Origin of the sequence: Pseudomonas sp. PA-7-1E, assembly GCF_021605325.1 — a bacterium.
In the GTDB taxonomy this organism is placed as follows: Bacteria; Pseudomonadota; Gammaproteobacteria; order Pseudomonadales; family Pseudomonadaceae; genus Aquipseudomonas; species Aquipseudomonas fluorescens_BV.
In genome coordinates, this window is the sequence record NZ_WKFA01000007.1 from 107,917 (window position 1) to 127,110 (window position 19,194).

A 19,194-nucleotide genomic window follows, 5' to 3' on the forward strand; every position below is an offset into this window, starting at 1 on the left:
CCCACGCAGAGCGTGGGAACGATCATGTCAGGGAAGACACCACCAGGCTTCAACTATCAGCTATAGACCCGGCCAAGGAGCTGCCGATGGCTTTCAAACTGATCGAGCACATCCCGGGTGATCTGTTCCTGGGTGAAGCCCATCAGGTCATACTCCTGCGGCCCGTTGTGCAGGTACACCTCGGCACGGTAGTAACGGGTGCGCTCTTCTTCAGGCAGGTCAGCCGGTGCCGCCGAGTAGCCATCCAGGCTCACTTCGTAGACAAACGGGTTGCCCTCGTCCATCTCGATCCGCACGCCGATGCAGCGCTTGGATTTGCCCAGCAGGGTCTGCACTTCCAGGCCCTGATCACGCAACGCACTCGCGGCTTCTTCCAACGCCGGCGTTACGTGCTTGTCCATAAAGCGCTGCACGGTGGCCTGGCTCGGTTGCAGGTCCAGCGCCGTCAAGCGCTCGCTGAAACCACGACGCCCGCGTTCAGCCAATTGCGCTTGCTCCTGTTCGGTGGCCACGTCCTGGCGCATGGCCTTGTGCAAACCGAACATAAAGAACACCAGCACCACAGAGAACGGCAGCCCCGCCAGCACCACCATGGTTTGCATGGCTTCGAAGTTGCCGGCAAACAGCAGGCCGATGGTCACCAGGGTGATCACCGCCGACCAGAAGATACGCAACCAGTGCGGCGCATCTTCATCCACATTGCCGCCTTTGCAGGAAAGGTTGGCCATCATCACCGCGCCGGAATCCGCAGGCGTCAGGAACAGCACGAAGCCCACGAAGATCGACACGCCGATCACCACTTTCGACGCTGGGTAATGCTCAAGCAGCTGGTAGATGGCCATGGACGGTTGCTCCAGCGCCGTCTTGCCCAACTCCACCGCCCCATGGTTCAACACCAGGTCCAGGGCCGAGTTGCCGAAGATCGACAGCCACGCCAGGGTAAAGCCCAGCGGGATCAGCAATACGCCAGCCACCAGTTCGCGCACGGTGCGACCACGGGAAATACGCGCGATGAACATGCCCACAAATGGCGCCCAGGAAATCCACCAGGCCCAGTAGAACAAGGTCCACAGGCCCATCCAGCGTTCGGTCTTGGCACCGTCGCCTTCGTACACATACAGGTCGAAGGTTTTCAGCACGATACCGTTGAGGTAATCACCGGTGTTCTGCACCAGGCCATTGAGCAGGTGCAAGGTAGGGCCGAACAACAGCACGAAGATCAGCAAACCGCTGAACAGCACGATGTTGAGGTTGGACAGACGACGAATACCGTTTTCCACACCCGACACGGCGGCAATGGTCGCCACGGTGCTCATCACGATGATCACGATCAGCAAATTGGTATTGCTGTGCTCCATGCCGAACAGGTTTTCCAGCCCCGACGACACTTGCATCGAGCCGATCCCCAGGTTGGTCACCAGGCCCAGCAGGGTCACGAACATGCCGAAACCGTCTACCGCATGGCCAGCCGCGCCCTTCACCCAACGCTCGCCCACCAGCGGGTACAGCGCCGAACGCAGGGCCAGCGGTTGGTTGTGGCGGTACGCAAAGTACGCCACGGCCAGGCCGACCAGCGCATAGATCGCCCAGCCGTGCAGGCCCCAGTGCAGGAAGGTCAGCTGCAGCGCCTGGCGTGCCGCGCCATTGCTGGCGGCAGCGCCTTCGGGCGGGTTGAAGTAATGGTCCAACGGCTCGGACGCACCGAAATACAACAGCGAGATGCCGATACCCGACGAGAACAACATGCCGGCCCAGGCGCCGTAGCTGAAGTCTGGGGTATCGTCCTTCGCACCCAGCTTAAGTTTCCCATAGGACGAAAACGCCAGGCCGACCACAAACACCAGGTAGGCGGCGATGACCACCATGTAGTACCAGCCAAAGCTTTTCGACAGCCAGGCCTGTGCGACACCGAGCATGCGCCCGGCCTCCTGCGGGGCGACGATCAGAATGGCGGTCAACAATAAAATCAGCGCGGTGGAGGTGTAGAACACCCAACCGTTGACCCGGACCTTTTCCGGTGGGGTCTTTATAAGAGAGGCAGAACTCATGGCGCAGATGCTCCAGGCAGTGCGAGAGAGAAACACAAGGCAACGGTTATCCCGGGACATCGATTTTTCGGCAGTCGACGGACGGGTGTTATAAAGACACCCCAAAATTCTTGAGCCCGCCTAAGCGGTGATCAGGCTCTGAAGTGGCCTGTTTCAAGGGTTTTTGCAGGTGTCGAAGGTTGCAGCTCGCAGGTAGGAAACATCTGTAGGCAGCGACCATTTGTCGCAGATCTTATTCTTTGTTGATTGAACGTTCAATCAAAACAAAATAGACTGGCCCTCAAGCCGACGGACGTGGATCGCCCATCGGCAGGCCTAAGGAGAGGTGCTACATGCCCAAGGTCGGTATGCAACCCATACGCCGCCAGCAGTTGATCGAAGCCACGTTGACGGCCATCGATCGGGTCGGGATGGGAGATGCCAGCATTGCGCTGATCGCCCGTCTGGCCGGCGTCTCGAACGGCATCATCAGCCACTACTTTCAGGACAAGAACGGCCTGATCGCAGCGACGATGCGCTACCTGATGAATGCGCTGATCGAGAACGTGCAAGAGCGCAGGCGTGCCTTGAAGGATGACAGCCCACGGGCGCACCTTCAGGTGATCATCGAAGGCAACTTCGACGCCAGCCAGGTCAACGGCCCGGCAATGAAAACCTGGCTGGCCTTCTGGGCCACCAGCATGCACCACCCGTCATTGCACAGGTTGCAGCGGATCAACGATCACCGTCTGTATTCCAACCTGTGTTGCCAGTTCCGCCGTGCGATGCCGCTACCCGAGGCACGCAGCGCAGCCCGCGGGCTGGCGGCTTTGATCGACGGTTTGTGGTTGCGCGGCGCCCTGTCGGGAGACGCTTTCGACACGGAGCAGGCGCAACGGATCGCTTACGAATACATGGATTTCCAATTGGCCAAGCAGGTGAGTTAGAGCCCTTATAAATGCTCAACCCCTGAACGTCCGCCGCTCAGTGTTGCCACACCCCCATGGCCCACTGTTCGGCGGGTAACGCCAACCACTTATGCACTTGCGAGGACTTTATGGCCCGTTTCGACCTGCAAAAACTCTACATTGACGGCGGCTACAGCGACGCTGGCAGCGATGCCACCTTCGAAGCCATCAACCCGGCTAACGGTGAAGTTCTCGCCCAAGTGCAACGCGCCACCAAAGACGACGTTGAACGTGCCGTGGTCAGCGCTGAAAAAGGCCAGAAGATCTGGGCCGCCATGACCGCCATGGAGCGTTCGCGCATCCTGCGCCGTGCCGTGGACATCCTGCGCGAGCGCAACGATGAACTGGCCGCCCTGGAAACCCTGGACACCGGTAAAGCCTTCTCCGAAACCAAGTACGTCGACATCGTCACCGGCGCTGACGTGCTGGAATACTACGCCGGCCTGGTACCTGCCATCGAAGGCGAGCAGATCCCACTGCGCGACACCTCGTTTGTCTACACCCGCCGCGAGCCGCTGGGCGTGGTTGCCGGTATCGGCGCGTGGAACTACCCGATCCAGATCGCCCTGTGGAAATCCGCACCGGCCCTGGCTGCCGGTAACGCGATGATCTTCAAGCCAAGCGAAGTCACCTCGCTGACCACCCTGAAACTGGCCGAGATCTACACCGAGGCTGGCGTTCCAGCGGGCGTGTTCAACGTACTGACCGGCAGCGGCCGTGAAGTCGGCACCTGGCTGACCGAGCACCCGCGCATTGAGAAAGTCTCCTTCACCGGCGGCACCGACACCGGCAAGAAAGTCATGGCCAGCGCGTCGAGCTCCTCGCTCAAGGACGTGACCATGGAGCTGGGCGGCAAGTCCCCGCTGATCATTTTCGACGACGCCGACCTCGACCGCGCCGCCGACACCGCCATGATGGCCAACTTCTACAGCTCCGGTCAGGTCTGCACCAACGGCACCCGCGTGTTCGTGCCCAAGCACCTGCAAGCCGCGTTCGAAGCCAAGATCGTCGAGCGTGTGGCGCGTATTCGCATCGGCAACCCGGAAGACGAAAACACCAACTTCGGCCCGCTGGTCAGCTTCGCCCACATGGAAAGCGTGCTGGGCTACATCGCCAAAGGCAAAGAGCAAGGCGCCCGCCTGCTGTGCGGCGGCGACCGCCTGACCGAGGGTGACTTCGCCAAAGGCGCCTTCGTGGCCCCGACCGTGTTCACCGACTGCACCGATGACATGGTGATCGTGCGTGAAGAAATCTTCGGCCCGGTGATGAGCATCCTCACCTACGAAACCGAAGAAGAAGTGATCCGCCGCGCCAACGACACCGACTTCGGCCTGGCCGCTGGCCTGGTGACCAAGGACCTGAACCGCGCCCACCGCGTGATTCACCAATTGGAAGCCGGTATCTGCTGGATCAACGCCTGGGGCGAGTCCGACGCGAAGATGCCGGTTGGCGGCTACAAGCAGTCGGGTGTGGGCCGTGAGAACGGGATCAGCTCGCTGAACAACTTCACGCGCATCAAATCGGTACAGGTTGAGTTGGGCGATTACGCCTCGGTGTTCTAACACCTTATGGGCCTGGAATGCTCCTCTGTGGCGAGGGAGCTTGCTCCCGCTGGGCTGCGAAGCAGCCCCATTCCAGACCCAGTAGTTCTTTCAGACAGAACTCGAGCGCTGATTTTGCGACTGCTGCGCAGTCGAACGGGAGCAAGCTCCCTCGCCACAAAAGCAGCCTGAACCCATTTTACGAGGGTACATTCATGTCCCAAGAATACGATTACATCATTGTGGGTGCCGGCTCTGCCGGTAACACCCTGGCGACCCGTCTGACCGAAGACGAAGGCGTCACCGTTTTGCTGCTGGAAGCCGGTGGCCCGGACTACCGCCTCGACTTCCGCACCCAGATGCCAGCCGCCCTGGCTTTTCCGCTGCAAGGCCGCCGCTACAACTGGGCCTACGAAACCGATCCAGAGCCACACATGGACGGCCGCCGGATGGAATGCGGGCGCGGCAAGGGCCTGGGTGGCTCTTCCCTGATCAACGGCATGTGCTACATCCGCGGCAACGCCATGGACTATGACAATTGGTCGAAGCTGCCGGGCCTGGAAGACTGGACCTACCTGGACTGCCTGCCGTATTTCCGCAAAGCCGAAACCCGCGACATCGGCCCCAACGATTGGCACGGTGGTGACGGCCCGGTCAGCGTGACCACGCCGAAAGCGGGCAACAACCCGCTGTTCCACGCCATGGTTGAAGCCGGCGTACAGGCCGGTTACCCACGTACCGAAGACTTGAACGGCTACCAGCAAGAAGGCTTCGGCCCGATGGACCGTACCGTCACGCCGAACGGCCGTCGCGCCAGCACCGCACGCGGCTACCTGGACACGGCTAAAAAGCGCTCGACCCTGACCATCGTCACCCATGCCCTCACCGACAAAGTGCTGTTCGAAGGCAAGCGTGCAGTGGGCGTGCGTTACCTGATCGGCGCCGCCGAAGAGCGCGTTGAAGCCCGTGCGCGCAAAGAAGTGCTGGTGTGCAGTGGCGCAATCGCTTCGCCGCAACTGCTGCAACGCTCCGGTGTCGGCCCGGCCAAACTGCTGGAAAGCCTCGACATCCCGGTGGTCCACGACCTGCCTGGCGTGGGTGAAAACCTGCAGGACCACCTTGAGCTGTACCTGCAATACGCGTGCACCCAGCCAGTGTCGCTGTACCCCTCGCTGCTCTGGTACAACCAGCCGGCAATTGGTGCCGAATGGCTGTTCAACGGCACCGGCATCGGCGCCAGCAACCAGTTCGAAGCGGGCGGTTTTATCCGTACCCGTGAAGAGTTCGAGTGGCCAAACATCCAGTACCACTTCCTGCCGGTGGCGATTAACTACAACGGCAGCAACGGTGTGAAAGAGCACGGTTTCCAGGCGCACATGGGCTCCATGCGTTCGCCAAGCCGTGGCCGTATCCAGCTGAAGTCGAAGAACCCACGGGACTACCCGAGCATCCTCTTCAACTACATGGCCACCGAGCAGGACTGGCAGGAGTTCCGCGATGGCATCCGCCTGACCCGTGAAATCATGCAGCAGCCGGCACTGGACCCGTACCGTGGCCGCGAAATCAGCCCCGGCATTGAAGTGCAAACCGATGAACAGTTGGACAAGTTCATCCGCGAGCACGCCGAGACCGCGTTCCACCCGTCCTGCTCGTGCAAGATGGGCACCGACGAGATGGCCGTAGTCGATGGCGAAGGCCGCGTGCATGGCATGCAGGGCTTGCGTGTGGTCGATGCCTCGATCATGCCGATCATCACCACCGGCAACCTGAACGCGCCAACGATCATGATCGCCGAGAAAATCGCCGACAAGATCCGTGGCCGCAAGCCACTGCCGCGCAGCACCGCTGACTACTACGTAGCAGGCGATGCGCCGGTGCGTGGCAAGCCTATGCGTGAAGTAGGGCCATTGGCGCAGTAACCGAAACACCCCAGTGATTGATCGTTCCCACGCTCCGCGTGGGAACGCATCCTGTGATGCTCTGCGTCACGCCCTTCAAGAGCGGACGCAGAGCGTCCAGGGTGGCATTCCCACGCAGAGCGTGGGAACGATCACACAACAAAACCTCCCTTGATCAGCTCCCCGCCCAGGCCTACTCTGTTCGCCTGCCCGCGCCGAGCCGCCCACAAGGAAGGCCCCATGTTCGAACACCACGCCACGCTCAAGAAACACTTCGGTGCCCTGCGCACCACCGCCGAATTTTTCTCCCTGCGCTACGTGCGCGAATCCGGTCAGTACCTGTCAGTACGCAAGAACGTCGCCGAGCCGCCTCACCTGGGCCACGACGAAGGCGCCATGCTTACCGTGCGTCTCAACGGCGTGGAAGCCTACGCCGCGACCAACGATATTTCCCTTGCCGGCCTGCAAGCCGCCCTTGAGCGCGCTGAACAGCAAGCCCGGTTGATCAAGCCTCACGCCCTGCTCGACCTGCACCAGCAGCCAGTGTCCAGCGACGTCGCCGACTACCTGTCTCCCGACCTCGACCAGCCCTTCCCATCCCTGAGCGACTGCTACCAATTGCTCGGCGATGAGTCCGCCGCCGTGCCCAAGGATGAGCGCCTGGTGAGCTGGGAAGTCAGCCTGGGGACCACGCGGGTTGAACAGATCTATCTCAACAGCGCCGGCGCGCAATTGCGTCAGGCCCAGCGCTTTGTCTTTCCGGGCCTGAGTGTGACCGCCTTCAACGGCAACGACAGCCAGACCCGTACCCTGGGCGGTACCAACTTCGGCCAGCAAGGCGGTGCCGGGGTGATCCAGCGTTTTGGCCTGGTGGGCGCCGCCCGCAAGGTGGCCGACGAAGCCCTGCAATTGCTGCTCGCACCGAATACGCCCCACGGCCCGCGTGACCTGCTGCTGATGCCCGACCAAATGATCCTGCAGATCCACGAGTCGATCGGCCATCCGCTGGAGCTGGATCGCATCCTTGGTGACGAGCGCAATTACGCCGGCACCAGCTTTGTGAAAGCCAGCGACTTCGGCCACCTGCAATATGGCTCACCGCTGCTCAACGTCACCTTCGACCCGGACATCCCCGAACAGCTTGCCAGCTACGCTCATGACGACGACGGCACACCTGCCAGCAAGCAATTTCTGATTCGCGAGGGCCTGCTGCTCAAGCCCTTGGGCGGGGCCTTGTCGCAATTTCGCGCCAACCTGCCAGGCGTCGCCAACAGCCGCGCCTGCAGCTGGAACCGTGCGCCCATCGACCGCATGGCCAACCTGAATATCGAGCCTGGGGATAAAAGCCTCGCGCAACTGGTGGGCGGCATTGAGAGCGGCATCCTGATGTCGACCAACCGTTCGTGGTCCATCGACGATGCGCGCAACAAGTTCCAGTTCGGCTGCGAGTGGGGCCAACTGATCGAAAACGGCGAACTCAAGGGCGTGGTGAAGAACCCCAACTACCGGGCGATTTCCGCGCAGTTCTGGCGCAAGCTCAGCGCGGTAGGCGACGCCAGCACCTTCAAGGTCTTGGGCACGCCGAACTGCGGCAAGGGCGAACCCAACCAGGTGATCCGTGTCGGCCATGCGTCGCCGGCCTGTGTATTCAGCAATGTCGATGTATTTGGGGGAGATGCCTGATGAACCACTTCAAGGCTCTGGTGGATTGGCTCAAGCAGGCGGTCACCGATCAAGAACAATTTCACCTCGGCTACGCGGATGAGGCGTCCGAGTTCGTGCGCTTCAACCATGCGCAGGTACGCCAGGCCGGCCAGGTACAGCAGGCCAGCCTGAACCTCAAGCTGATCAACGATGGGCGCCACGCCGATCTGGGTATCACCCTGTCGGGCGAGGCGCAGTTGGATCGCCAGCGCCTGGCGAATGGCCTGCAACAACTGCGCGAGACCTTGCCGCTGTTGCCGCCTGACCCGTACCTGCTGCTGAACCCCGACGCCTGGCACAGCCATAACGAACAGCTGCGCCCGCTGCCGGAACTGGCCCAAGTGCTGGACGACATCAGCCAGGCCGCCGATGGCGTGGACCTGGTTGGCTTCTACGCCGCCGGCCCGATCAGCCGTGGTTTCGCCAGCTCATCGGGGGCGTTCGGCTGGCACCGGGCTAACAGCTTCAATTTCGACTTCAGCCTGTTCCACGCCAATGGCGAAGCGGTAAAAGCCAGCTACGCCGGGCACACCTGGAACAGCGCCGAATTCGCCGCCCGTTTCCAACAGGCCCGTGAGCAACTGGCGTTTCTCGGTCGCCCGCTCCACACCCTGGCGCCCGGCCAGTACCGCGCCTACCTGGCGCCGGCAGCGCTGGAAGAAATCATCAGCATCATCACCTGGGGTGGTTTTTCGGCCCAGGCCATCGCGAGCAAAGGCAGTTCGTTGCAACGCCTGTACGCGGGTGATCAGTCATTGAGCCCGCTGGTGACGGTGGATGAGCAGATCAGCGGCTCCCTGAGCCAGGCGTTTTCCACTGAAGGCTACCCGCGTGAGGATGTCACCCTGATCAACGCAGGCAAAGCCGAGGGCCAGTTGGTCAACTCGCGCAGCGCCGCCGAATACGGCTTGAGCACCAACGGCGCCAGCAGCGACGAGTCGCCCAGCGCCCTGCAAATGGCGGCCGGCAGCCTGGCCCAGGCCGATATTCTCAAGCAGTTGGGCACCGGTCTGTATATCAGCAACCTCTGGTACCTGAACTACTCCGACCTGCCAGCAGCGCGCCTGACCGGCATGACGCGCTTTGCGACCTTCTGGGTGGAAAACGGCGAGATCAAGGCGCCGGTCAGCACCATGCGCTTTGATGACAGTGTCTATCAGTTGCTCGGTTCGCAATTGGAAGCGCTGACCGCTGATCGGGAGCTGCTGTTGTCGGCCAGTACCTATGACCAGCGCAACACCGCTTCCAACCTGTTGCCAGGCGCTTTGGTAAACCGTTTGACGCTGACTTTATAAACTGTAGGAGCGAGCTTGCTCGCGAAGAACGTACAGACACCGCGGGCTGGCTGTCAGCGCTGCGTTATCGTTGTCGTTTTTCGCGAGCAAGCTCGCTCCTACAGTTCAATAACCTGCGCTGCGACGAAACTTCTATCCCGCCTACTTTGGCCGTTCGGCATGTTGTCGCTCTGCTTATTCCTCGTTATAACGGTTAATGGCTTCTCGCCACCCCTGCCCACGAGAGCATAACCTTGCCCGGGAAAGGCAAGCTGGAGCGTTGACATGAACCATGGAAGTTTCGTCATAGAAAAACTGTACAAGCACTACAACGTTCACGTAGAGCAACTGGGTAACGACCCGCATAGAAAAACCGTACTGATGGTCAATGGCGCGTTGTCCACCACACGCTCCTTTGCCCGCACCAGCAAATGCCTGGCCGAGCACTTCAATGTGCTGCTGTTCGACTTGCCATTCTCTGGCTTGTCACGCGAGCACAACACCGAACTCGACCTAGTCACCAAGGACGACGAGGTGCAAATCCTGCGTGCCTTGGTAGCACGCTTTGCGGTCAACCATCTGGTTTCGGCCTCATGGGGCGGCATCTCCACGCTGTTGACCCTGGCGCACAACCCGCCCTCCATCGAAAGCTCGGTGGTGATGGCCCTGGCGCCCAACCTCAACCAGGCGATGCTGGAATATGTCGAGCGCGTGCGTGTGCTGATCGAGGCCGATGACAAGTCGGCGGTCGGCCATCTGCTCAACGAAACGGTTGGCAAATACCTGTCGCCGCGCCTCAAGCGCAATAACCATCGACACCTGTCGACCATGGCCACCACCGAATACCGCCAGGCGCGCTTTCATATCCATCAGGTGCTGGGCTTGGGCGATGGCAACTACTTGCCGGCACTGCGGCAGATTGAAACACCGGTGCACTTTCTCAACGGCGCGCTGGACGAATACACGCCGGCCGACGAAGCCCAGCTGTTCAAACACTACGTAGGCCGCAGCAGCTTTGCGGTGGCCGAACACACCGGCCATCTGCTGGACCTGGAGTCCCGCGAAGCCGCGCTGGCAGTGCATCGGGCGTTGCTGGATTTCCTGGTGGGCGAGCAGGTGACATTGTCAGATATAGACGAACCGCCAGTGGGAAAAGCGGCGACGGATGGCGCATAATCGCCAACACATAGCCTGCTAATTAAAAGGGATCCCATGCCGAATCGTGCCCCTCTCGATGCCAAGACCGCCCGCTGGCTCCCCTGGGTGGTAGCGATTGCCTTCTTCATGCAGTCGCTGGACGGGACGATTCTCAACACCGCGCTACCAGCCATGGCGCAAGACCTCGCGGAAAACCCGCTGCGCATGCAAGGCGTGGTGATCGCCTACATGCTCACCGTCGCCTTGCTGATTCCGGCGTCGGGCTGGATCGCTGACCGCTTTGGCACCAAGAAGATTTTCTTTGGCGCGATCATGCTGTTCAGCATCGGGTCGCTGCTGTGTGCGCTGTCCAGTAGCTTGAGCATGCTGGTGGGCGCACGGGTGATCCAGGGCCTGGGCGGTGCGCTGATGCTGCCGGTCGGGCGACTGGTGGTACTACGGGCTTATCCACGCTCCGAGCTGGTGCGGATCATGGGCTTCATCACTATTCCAGGCCTGCTCGGCCCCTTGCTTGGCCCGACAATGGGCGGCTGGATGGTGCAATACCTGACCTGGCACTGGATCTTCCTGATCAACCTGCCGGTGGGCATGATCGGTTGCTACGCCGTGTGGAAATTCATCCCCGACCTGCGCGGCAGCGAGCGCACGCGCTTCGACGGCCTGGGCTTTCTGCTGTTCGGCGCGGCGATGGTGCTGATCACCATCGCCATGGAAGGCCTGGGCGAACTGCACCTGCCGCATCTGCGCGTGATATTGCTGCTGTTCGGCGGGTTCGCCTGCCTGGCGGCGTACTGGCTGCGCGCCGGGCATATCGATAACCCGCTGTTCTCGCCGGTGCTGTTCAAGACGCGCACCTTTGCCGTGGGGATCCTGGGCAATCTGTTTGCGCGCCTGGGCAGCGGCGCATTGCCGTTCCTGGTACCGCTGCTGCTGCAGGTGGCGCTGGGCTATTCGCCGTCGGAAGCCGGCATGAGCATGTTGCCACTGGCGGCGGCGGCGATGTTCGCCAAGTCCATCGCACGCCCGCTTATCGAGCGCCTCGGCTACCGCATCGTCCTGACCGGCAACACCCTGGCCCTGGGCCTGATGCTGGCGAGCATGGGCCTGGTCAGCGAACAAACGCCCTACCCGCTGCTGTTGGCCATGCTGGCGGTACTGGGGGCCATCAACTCCCTGCAATTTACCGCCATGAACACCGTCACCCTGATCGACCTCGACGACGCCCAGGCCAGCAGTGGCAACAGCTTGCTGTCGGTAGTGGCGCAATTGTCCCTGAGCCTGGGCGTGGCCTGTGCCGGTGCATTGCTCGGCGGCTTTACCGCCGAAGCCGGCAATGACGGGGTCAATACCGTGCTGGGCGCCTTCCAACTGACCTTCCTCACCGTGGGCCTCATGGCGATGCTGGCAGCGGCGATCTTCCTGCAGCTGTCGCCCAAGGACGGCAAACGGGTGGTCAGCCGCGAGCACGATATCGAGCATTGAAGCAGCTGCAAGCTTCAAGTTGTAAGCCTCAAGCTTGCGGCTTGCAGCTGATAACTTGCCGCGCCCCCCTACTCCTCGTCGAGAACATACAAAGAAACCCAAGGGGGCCTGTTACACTGCGCGACATTTTGTTTTGCAGAGCCAGTCCCGTGACTACCATCGCCACCGCTTTTAATACTTTGCCCCTGTCCGCCGCCATGCTGGCTAACCTCGACTCGCTGGGTTACGTCGAGATGACGCAGATCCAGGCGCAAAGCTTGCCGGTGATCCTCAAAGGGCTGGACCTGATTGCCCAGGCCAAGACCGGCAGCGGCAAGACTGCCGCATTCGGCATCGGCCTGCTGAACCCGATCAACCCGCGCTACTTCGGGTGCCAGGCGCTGGTGATGTGCCCGACCCGCGAACTGGCCGACCAGGTCGCCAAGGAAATCCGTCGCCTGGCCCGTGCCGAAGACAACATCAAGGTACTGACCCTGTGCGGCGGCGTGTCCCTCGGCCCACAGATTGCCTCCCTGGAGCACGGCGCCCACGTCATCGTCGGCACCCCGGGCCGCATCCAGCAGCACCTGCGTAAAGGTTCACTGGTGCTGGACGGCTTGAACACCCTGATCCTCGACGAAGCCGACCGCATGCTCGACATGGGCTTCTACGACGCCATCGAAGACATCATCAGCAAGACCCCACCGCGCCGCCAGACCCTGCTGTTCTCGGCCACTTACCCGGTGAGCATCAAGCAACTGGCCTCCAAGTTCATGCGTGCGCCTCAGCAAGTGAAAGCCGAAGCGTTCCACTCCGACGATCAGATCGAACAGCGCTTCTACGAGATCTCCCCGGAAGAACGCATGGACGCCGTGACCAAGGTGCTGGCGCACTTCCGCCCTGCTTCGTGCGTGGCGTTCTGCTTCACCAAGCAGCAAGTGCAGGAAACCGTCGACCACCTGACGTCCAAAGGCATTTCCGCTGTTGGCCTGCATGGTGACCTGGAACAGCGCGACCGTGACCAGGTACTGGCGATGTTTGCCAACCGCAGCACCTCGGTGCTGGTGGCCACCGACGTAGCCGCCCGCGGCCTGGACATCGACGCCCTGGACATGGTGATCAACGTCGAACTGGCCCGCGACTCGGAAATTCACATCCACCGTGTAGGCCGTACCGGCCGTGCCGGTGAGACCGGCATCGCCATCAGCCTGGTGGCGCCGTCCGAAGCCCACCGCGCCCAGGCCATCGAGCAACTGCAGAAGTCGCCGCTGAACTGGGACCAACTGGACAACCTCAAGCCGCAAAGCGGTGGCCCGTTGCTGCCGCAGATGAGCACCCTGTGCATCGCCGCCGGGCGTAAAGACAAGGTGCGCCCAGGCGACATCCTCGGTGCATTGACCGGTGAAGCCGGCATTCCGGGTGCCCAGGTCGGCAAGATCGCGATCTTTGACTTCCAGGCTTTCGTGGCCGTGGAACGCGGCATCGCCAAGCAGGCGTTGCAGCGTTTGAATGACGGCAAGATCAAAGGTCGTTCGCTGCGCGTGCGGATCCTGTAACAACATAGTGACTGCAAGGACCGAATCACTGTGGGAGCTGGCTTGCCTGCGATAGCGACGGTGAATCCACTACCGCCATCGCAGGCAAGCCAGCTCCCACAGTGTTGATTGCATTTCAAATCAATAGTTTTGTGAGGACATGGCTGTGCGCTCGACCGAAGTTGTGATCATTGGCGCCGGCGCCGCAGGCTTGATGTGCGCGCTGACCGCCGCCGGGCGTGGGCGCAAGGTGATGTTGATCGACCACGCCAACAAGGCCGGCAAGAAAATCCTGATGTCCGGTGGCGGCCGCTGCAACTTCACCAACATGTACACCGAGCCGGCCAACTTCCTCTCGCACAACGCGCACTTCTGCAAATCCGCCCTGGCCCGCTATACCCAGTGGGACTTCATCGGGTTGGTGGCCAAGCACGGCGTGCCATACCACGAGAAGAAACTCGGCCAGCTGTTCTGCGACAACAAGTCCAGCGACATCCTCGGCATGCTGCTCGACGAGTGCATCCAGACCGGCGTGAGCCTGCACCTGGACACCTCCACCGAGGCAATCGCCAAGCTCGAAAGCGGCTATCAACTGCAAACCACCCTGGGTGAGCTGCGCTGTGAATCCCTGGTGATCGCCACTGGCGGCTTGTCAATCCCGACGCTGGGCGCCACCGGTTTCGGCTACCAAGTGGCCAGGCAATTCGGCCATGAACTGCTGCCGACCCGCGCCGGGCTGGTGCCGTTCACCATCACCGACCAGCTCAAGGAGCTGTGCGGCGAGTTGTCCGGCACCTCGGTCGACTGCCTGGTGAGCTGCAACGGCCAGAGCTTTCGCGAGAATATCCTGTTCACCCATCGCGGCCTGAGCGGGCCGGCGATTTTGCAGATTTCCTCGTATTGGCACTCCGGCGACACGGTAGAAATCAACCTGCTGCCCGACCACGACGCCCATGCCTGGCTGCAACAGCAACAGGCCGAACACCCCAACAGCGAATTGAAAACCCTGTTGGGTGAGATCTTCACCAAGAAGATGGCCAACCTGCTGGCCCAAAGCTGGTTCGAATCCAAGCCTATGAAGCAGTACACCCACGCTGAAATTGCCGATATCGCGCAAAAGCTGGGGAGCTGGCAACTGGTACCGGCCGGCACCGAGGGTTATCGCACGGCCGAGGTAACATTGGGCGGGGTGGATACGCGGGAAGTGTCCTCCAAGACCATGGAATCGCTGAAAAGCCCCGGCCTGTACTTTATCGGCGAAGTGCTGGACGTGACCGGCCACCTGGGCGGGTTCAATTTCCAGTGGGCCTGGGCCTCCGGCTACGCGGCCGCGCAATACGCCTGACGTGCACCTTGAGATGCAACCCCCTGTGGGAGCTGGCTTGCCTGCGATAGCGGCAGTGAATCCAACACCGCAATCGCAGGCAAGCCCGCTCCCACATTGGTTTTGCAGTGATACTGAAAATTTTGCTGCCCGATGTGATCGCTACGCTTGCCGTGGCGTCATTACTGGCTCAATTTAGCGACAACGTCCCGGAAGACTCCAGACTTCATGTCATCGACCTCGTTCAAGCAGTCCATGCGGCGCCTGTGGGCGCTGGATAAATTCAGCTACAGCGTACGGGTGTTCATCGCCCTCACCGGCAGCATGGCGTTGTGTTGGTACCAGGATGAAATGACGCTGCTGATCCCGCTCTTCCTGGGGATTATCGCCAGCGCCCTGGCCGAGACCGATGACAGCTGGCAAGGCCGCCTCAACGCGCTGGCGGTGACACTGGTGTGTTTCAGCATTGCCGCGCTGTCGGTGGAGCTGCTGTTCCCTTACCCCTGGATATTTGCCATCGCCCTGGCCCTGGCCAGTTTCGGCCTGACCATGCTCGGCGCACTGGGCGAACGCTATGGCGCGATTGCTTCGGCCACCTTGATTCTGTCGGTCTACACCATGATCGGCGTGGACCAGCGCGGTGGCGCCGTCACGGATTTCTGGCATGAGCCGCTGCTGCTGGTGGCCGGTGCCGCCTGGTACGGTGTGTTGTCCGTACTATGGCAGGCGCTGTTTTCCAACCAGCCGGTGCAGCAGAGCCTGGCGCGATTGTTCCGCGAGCTGGGGCGTTACCTCAAGCTCAAGTCATCGTTGTTCGAACCGATCCGGCAGCTGGACGTGGAAGCGCGGCGCCTGGAGTTGGCCCAGCAAAATGGCCGGGTAGTGGCTGCGCTGAATGCCGCGAAGGAAATCATCCTGCACCGCGTCGGCAATGGGCGACCGGGCTCGAAGGTCAGCCGCTACCTGAAACTTTACTTCCTGGCCCAGGACATCCACGAGCGCGCCAGTTCCTCCCACTACCCCTACAACGCCCTCACTGAAGCCTTCTTCCATAGCGATGTGCTGTTTCGCTGCCAGCGCTTGCTGCGCCAGCAAGGCAAGGCCTGCCAGACCCTGGCCGAGTCGATCCAACTGCGCCAACCGTTCATCTATGACGACAGTTTTGCCCAGGCCCTGGGCGACCTCAACGCGTCCCTTGAGCACCTGCGCATCCAGAGCAACCCGGCCTGGCGCGGCCTGCTGCGTTCATTGCGCGCCTTGGCGGCCAACCTGTCCACACTCGACCGCCTGCTGGGCGACGCCAGCAATCCCGATGCCCTGGCGGACGCCACCGACAGTAACCTGTTGGACCGCGCCCCGCGCAACCTCAAGGAAATGTGGACGCGCCTGCGCACCCAACTCACACCCACCTCGCTGCTGTTTCGCCATGCCCTGCGCCTGTCCCTGGCGTTGACCGTCGGCTACGCCACCCTGCACGCTATCCACGCGTCCCAGGGTTACTGGATCATCCTCACCACCCTGTTCGTCTGCCAACCGAGCTACGGCGCCACCCGGCGCAAGCTCGGCCAGCGGATTATCGGCACCGCCATCGGCCTCACCGTGGCCTGGGCGCTGTTCGATCTGTTCCCCAACCCGGTGGTGCAGTCGATGTTCGCTATCGCCGCGGGCCTGGTGTTCTTTATCAACCGCACCACCCGCTACACCCTGGCGACGGCGGCGATCACGCTGATGGTGCTGTTCTGCTTCAACCAGGTGGGCGATGGCTACGGGCTGTTCCTGCCACGCCTGTTCGATACCTTGCTCGGCAGCCTGATCGCTGGCCTGGCGGTATTCCTGTTCCTGCCGGACTGGCAAGGCCGGCGCTTGAACAAAGTGCTGGCCAACACCCTGACCTGCAACAGCATCTACCTGCGCCAGATCATGCAGCAATACGCCGCCGGCAAGAGCGACGACCTGGCTTACCGCCTGGCCCGCCGCAACGCGCACAACGCCGACGCCGCGTTGTCCACCACCCTGGCCAATATGCTGATGGAGCCGGGGCACTTTCGTAAGGAAGCCGACGTGGGTTTTCGGTTCCTGGTGCTGTCTCACACCTTGCTCAGCTATTTGTCGGGGTTGGGTGCGCACCGCGATACTCAGTTACCGGCCGACGTGCGCGAGCACTTGATCGAAGGCGCGGGCAACAGCCTGGCGGCGAGTATCGATGAGATTGCTACGGGCCTGGCCAACAAACAGTCGATTGCGATCCAGAGTGATGCCGAGGAGGGGTTGGCAGCCGAGCTGGAGCAAATGCCCGATGAGATCGATGAGGCGCAGCGGTTGGTGCAGACGCAGTTGGCGTTGATCTGCCGGCAGTTGGGGCCGTTGCGTACGTTGGCGGCGCATCTGATCAAGGATACCGGTGCGGCTTAGACCCCTATCGCAGGCAAGCCAGTTCCCACATTTGACCGAGTTCCAACATAAGAATGCGGGCAAAATGTGGGAGCCCGGCTTGCCCGCGATGAGGCCCGCAAGCACGCTACATCCCATGCGCCTTCATCAAGCGCGCATAACTGCCATCAGCCTTCATCCTGACAATCTCCCGATCAAAGCTGGCGACAATCTGCGCGTGCTCGGGGTTCTTCAAACTGACCAGAATGTGCAGGCTGTTCTCGCTCAACGGCTTGCCCACAAACGCCACCGCATTGCGCACCCGCGGCGACTCCCGAGCCAGGTAATAACGCGCTACGTATTCGTCCTCCAGCGTCAACCGCACACGCCGCGCAGCGAGCATGCGCACCGCCATGGCGAAGTTGTGCACGGGTACTTTCTGTAGCTGGGAGTCTTGATCGAACGCCGCCGAGTAAGCGTAACCGCGTACCACGGCGATGGTCTCGTCGCGCAGTCGGGCCAGGCTGTGATAAACAATGTCATCGTCGCTGCGCTTGAGAAAGCGCACACGGTTAAGCAGGTACTCAGCAGAAAACTGGCCAAACTGCGTGCGGGCCTCGTCGTACCAGGCGTTGATCAGCACATCGTAGCGCCCATCGCCCACGCCCTTGAGCGCACGGGCCCAGGGCACCTGCTCAAAGTCACTGGCGTACCCCGCACGGGCCAGGGCCGTGCTGACGATATCGGTGGCCAAACCGCCATTGATCAAGGTGGCATCGGTGAAGGGCGGCCAGCCATCCGCCACCAGACGCAGACGCTGTGCCAGCACCGGCTGGGCCAGCAGCAGCACTGCGATCAAAGCAACGGCACGAGTCAATCTCGGCATGCTCAAAGTCCTTGGCGGGCAGGCGGTGGCCTGATAACAGTAGCTCATCAATGAGCCTGCATTGCAGATTACACAAAGCAGCCAGCAGCGCACGCACTCAATGATGGCAAATTGACGCCATTCACACATTTGCCAATTTTAGACAGCAGCGCCCGCCGCGCTTACTATCCAGGCACGTCTTTACAAGAGCACACATCATGACGGTTGATTGGATTTGCAAACATCACGACGACTTGGGCAAGGACCAGCTGTATGCCGTCCTGCGCTTGCGCAGCGAGGTATTCGTCGTCGAGCAGAAATGCGCGTATCAGGACATCGACGGGCAGGACCTGGCGGGTGACACCCATCACCTGATGGCCTGGCAAGATAATGAGCTATTGGCTTACCTGCGCCTGCTGGACCCGGAGTCCCAGGGCGGCGATGTGGTGATTGGTCGCGTCATCGTTTCGCCAGCGGCACGGGGCACCGGGCTGGGGCATCACATGATGGAGGAGGCGCTTGAGCGCATTGAGGATATCTGGCCGCAAACGCCGATTTTTCTCTCGGCCCAGGCGCATTTGCAGGGGTATTACGGGCGATATGGGTTTGTGGTGGCGGGTGAGGAATACCTGGAAGATGATATTCCACATATTGGTATGCGGCGCATCTGAGGGCGCCATCGCAGGCAAGCCAGCTCCCACACTGGACTGTGGGAGCCGGGCTTGCCCGCGATAGCGTCAGTCCTGCCTAAGCCGACCTTCAGGGATAGCCCAACACCTGCTTGATCGACGCCAGATTAGCCTCGATCCACCCCCGATCAATCGCCCCCCAGTCCCGAATCCGATAGCGCCCGGCATGGTGACGCGCACCGTCCTCCTGCTCGAACTCACACACAATATCCAGGTCGGCCAACGCCGCAATGGTGTCCTGGGCGGTACGCCGAGGCATACCGGTGGCCTCGGTCAGCGCCGGGACGCTGCTGGCCAGTTGGCTGTCGATCAAGTACGCCACGTACAGGCGGCGGTAGAAGCTGCTTTTGGTCTTGCTCACATCCATGGTCAGTCGCCTT

14 protein-coding genes are annotated in these 19,194 nt (G+C 61.4%); 11 read left to right on the forward strand and 3 right to left on the reverse strand.

Features of this window, described 5'->3' with window-relative positions:
- Nucleotides 1-56 precede the first annotated feature (56 nt).
- Nucleotides 57-1,991, reverse strand: coding sequence for a BCCT family transporter (locus GIW79_RS07080; RefSeq protein WP_230633881.1), 1,935 nt, complete (start codon nucleotides 1,989-1,991; stop codon nucleotides 57-59).
- A 389-nt stretch (nucleotides 1,992-2,380) separates the two neighbouring features.
- Here GIW79_RS07080 and betI point away from each other — a divergent pair, with 389 nt between their 5' ends.
- The 10 genes from betI to yccS all read left to right on the forward strand — a co-directional run bounded on the left by betI (nucleotide 2,381) and on the right by yccS (nucleotide 17,302).
- The gene (gene betI, locus GIW79_RS07085; RefSeq protein WP_054898188.1) at nucleotides 2,381-2,974 is read left to right on the forward strand and encodes a transcriptional regulator BetI; all 594 of its coding nucleotides are present in this window, start codon (nucleotides 2,381-2,383) and stop codon (nucleotides 2,972-2,974) included.
- 110 nt (nucleotides 2,975-3,084) lie between these two features.
- On the forward strand, nucleotides 3,085-4,557 hold the full coding sequence (gene betB / locus GIW79_RS07090; protein WP_014720261.1) for a betaine-aldehyde dehydrogenase: 1,473 nt from the start codon (nucleotides 3,085-3,087) through the stop codon (nucleotides 4,555-4,557).
- 194 nt (nucleotides 4,558-4,751) lie between these two features.
- Entirely contained in the window at nucleotides 4,752-6,455 is a 1,704-nt protein-coding gene (betA, locus tag GIW79_RS07095; protein WP_054898187.1) for a choline dehydrogenase, read from the forward strand.
- 219 nt (nucleotides 6,456-6,674) lie between these two features.
- Nucleotides 6,675-8,117 carry a TldD/PmbA family protein gene (locus GIW79_RS07100; protein ID WP_236452414.1) on the forward strand — a complete coding sequence of 481 codons (1,443 nt, stop codon included), beginning with the start codon at nucleotides 6,675-6,677 and terminating at the stop codon, nucleotides 8,115-8,117.
- Nucleotides 8,117-9,433: a TldD/PmbA family protein gene (locus GIW79_RS07105; RefSeq protein ID WP_200583497.1), complete on the forward strand. Its 1,317-nt coding sequence runs from the start codon at nucleotides 8,117-8,119 to the stop codon at nucleotides 9,431-9,433. The genes GIW79_RS07100 and GIW79_RS07105 overlap by 1 nt, the downstream gene beginning before the upstream one ends.
- A gap of 264 nt (nucleotides 9,434-9,697) precedes the next feature.
- Nucleotides 9,698-10,588 (forward strand): alpha/beta fold hydrolase, encoded by an 891-nt coding sequence (locus GIW79_RS07110; protein ID WP_054898184.1) that lies wholly within the window; start codon nucleotides 9,698-9,700, stop codon nucleotides 10,586-10,588.
- Nucleotides 10,589-10,624: 36 nt separating this feature from the next.
- On the forward strand, nucleotides 10,625-12,052 hold the full coding sequence (mdtD, locus tag GIW79_RS07115) for a multidrug transporter subunit MdtD (RefSeq protein ID WP_034128900.1): 1,428 nt from the start codon (nucleotides 10,625-10,627) through the stop codon (nucleotides 12,050-12,052).
- Nucleotides 12,053-12,249: 197 nt separating this feature from the next.
- Nucleotides 12,250-13,587, forward strand: a complete 1,338-nt coding sequence (gene dbpA, locus GIW79_RS07120) for an ATP-dependent RNA helicase DbpA (RefSeq protein WP_229999345.1) — start codon at nucleotides 12,250-12,252, stop codon at nucleotides 13,585-13,587.
- Between the two features lie 145 nt (nucleotides 13,588-13,732).
- Entirely contained in the window at nucleotides 13,733-14,911 is a 1,179-nt protein-coding gene (locus GIW79_RS07125) for an NAD(P)/FAD-dependent oxidoreductase (protein WP_236452416.1), read from the forward strand.
- A 207-nt stretch (nucleotides 14,912-15,118) separates the two neighbouring features.
- Complete coding sequence (gene yccS / locus GIW79_RS07130) at nucleotides 15,119-17,302, forward strand: YccS family putative transporter (RefSeq protein WP_034128901.1); 2,184 nt, start codon at nucleotides 15,119-15,121, stop codon at nucleotides 17,300-17,302.
- A 106-nt stretch (nucleotides 17,303-17,408) separates the two neighbouring features.
- Here the strand turns inward: yccS and GIW79_RS07135 are convergent, their stop codons facing one another.
- A complete protein-coding gene (locus GIW79_RS07135) occupies nucleotides 17,409-18,146 on the reverse strand; it encodes a substrate-binding periplasmic protein (protein ID WP_057976512.1) in 738 nt (245 codons plus the stop codon).
- Between the two features lie 197 nt (nucleotides 18,147-18,343).
- Here GIW79_RS07135 and GIW79_RS07140 point away from each other — a divergent pair, with 197 nt between their 5' ends.
- On the forward strand, nucleotides 18,344-18,796 hold the full coding sequence (locus GIW79_RS07140) for a GNAT family N-acetyltransferase (RefSeq protein WP_054898182.1): 453 nt from the start codon (nucleotides 18,344-18,346) through the stop codon (nucleotides 18,794-18,796).
- 88 nt (nucleotides 18,797-18,884) lie between these two features.
- On the opposite strand, the gene GIW79_RS07145 is transcribed toward GIW79_RS07140, so the two are convergent.
- Nucleotides 18,885-19,181 (reverse strand): winged helix-turn-helix domain-containing protein, encoded by a 297-nt coding sequence (locus tag GIW79_RS07145; RefSeq protein WP_014720272.1) that lies wholly within the window; start codon nucleotides 19,179-19,181, stop codon nucleotides 18,885-18,887.
- Nucleotides 19,182-19,194: the final 13 nt, after the last annotated feature.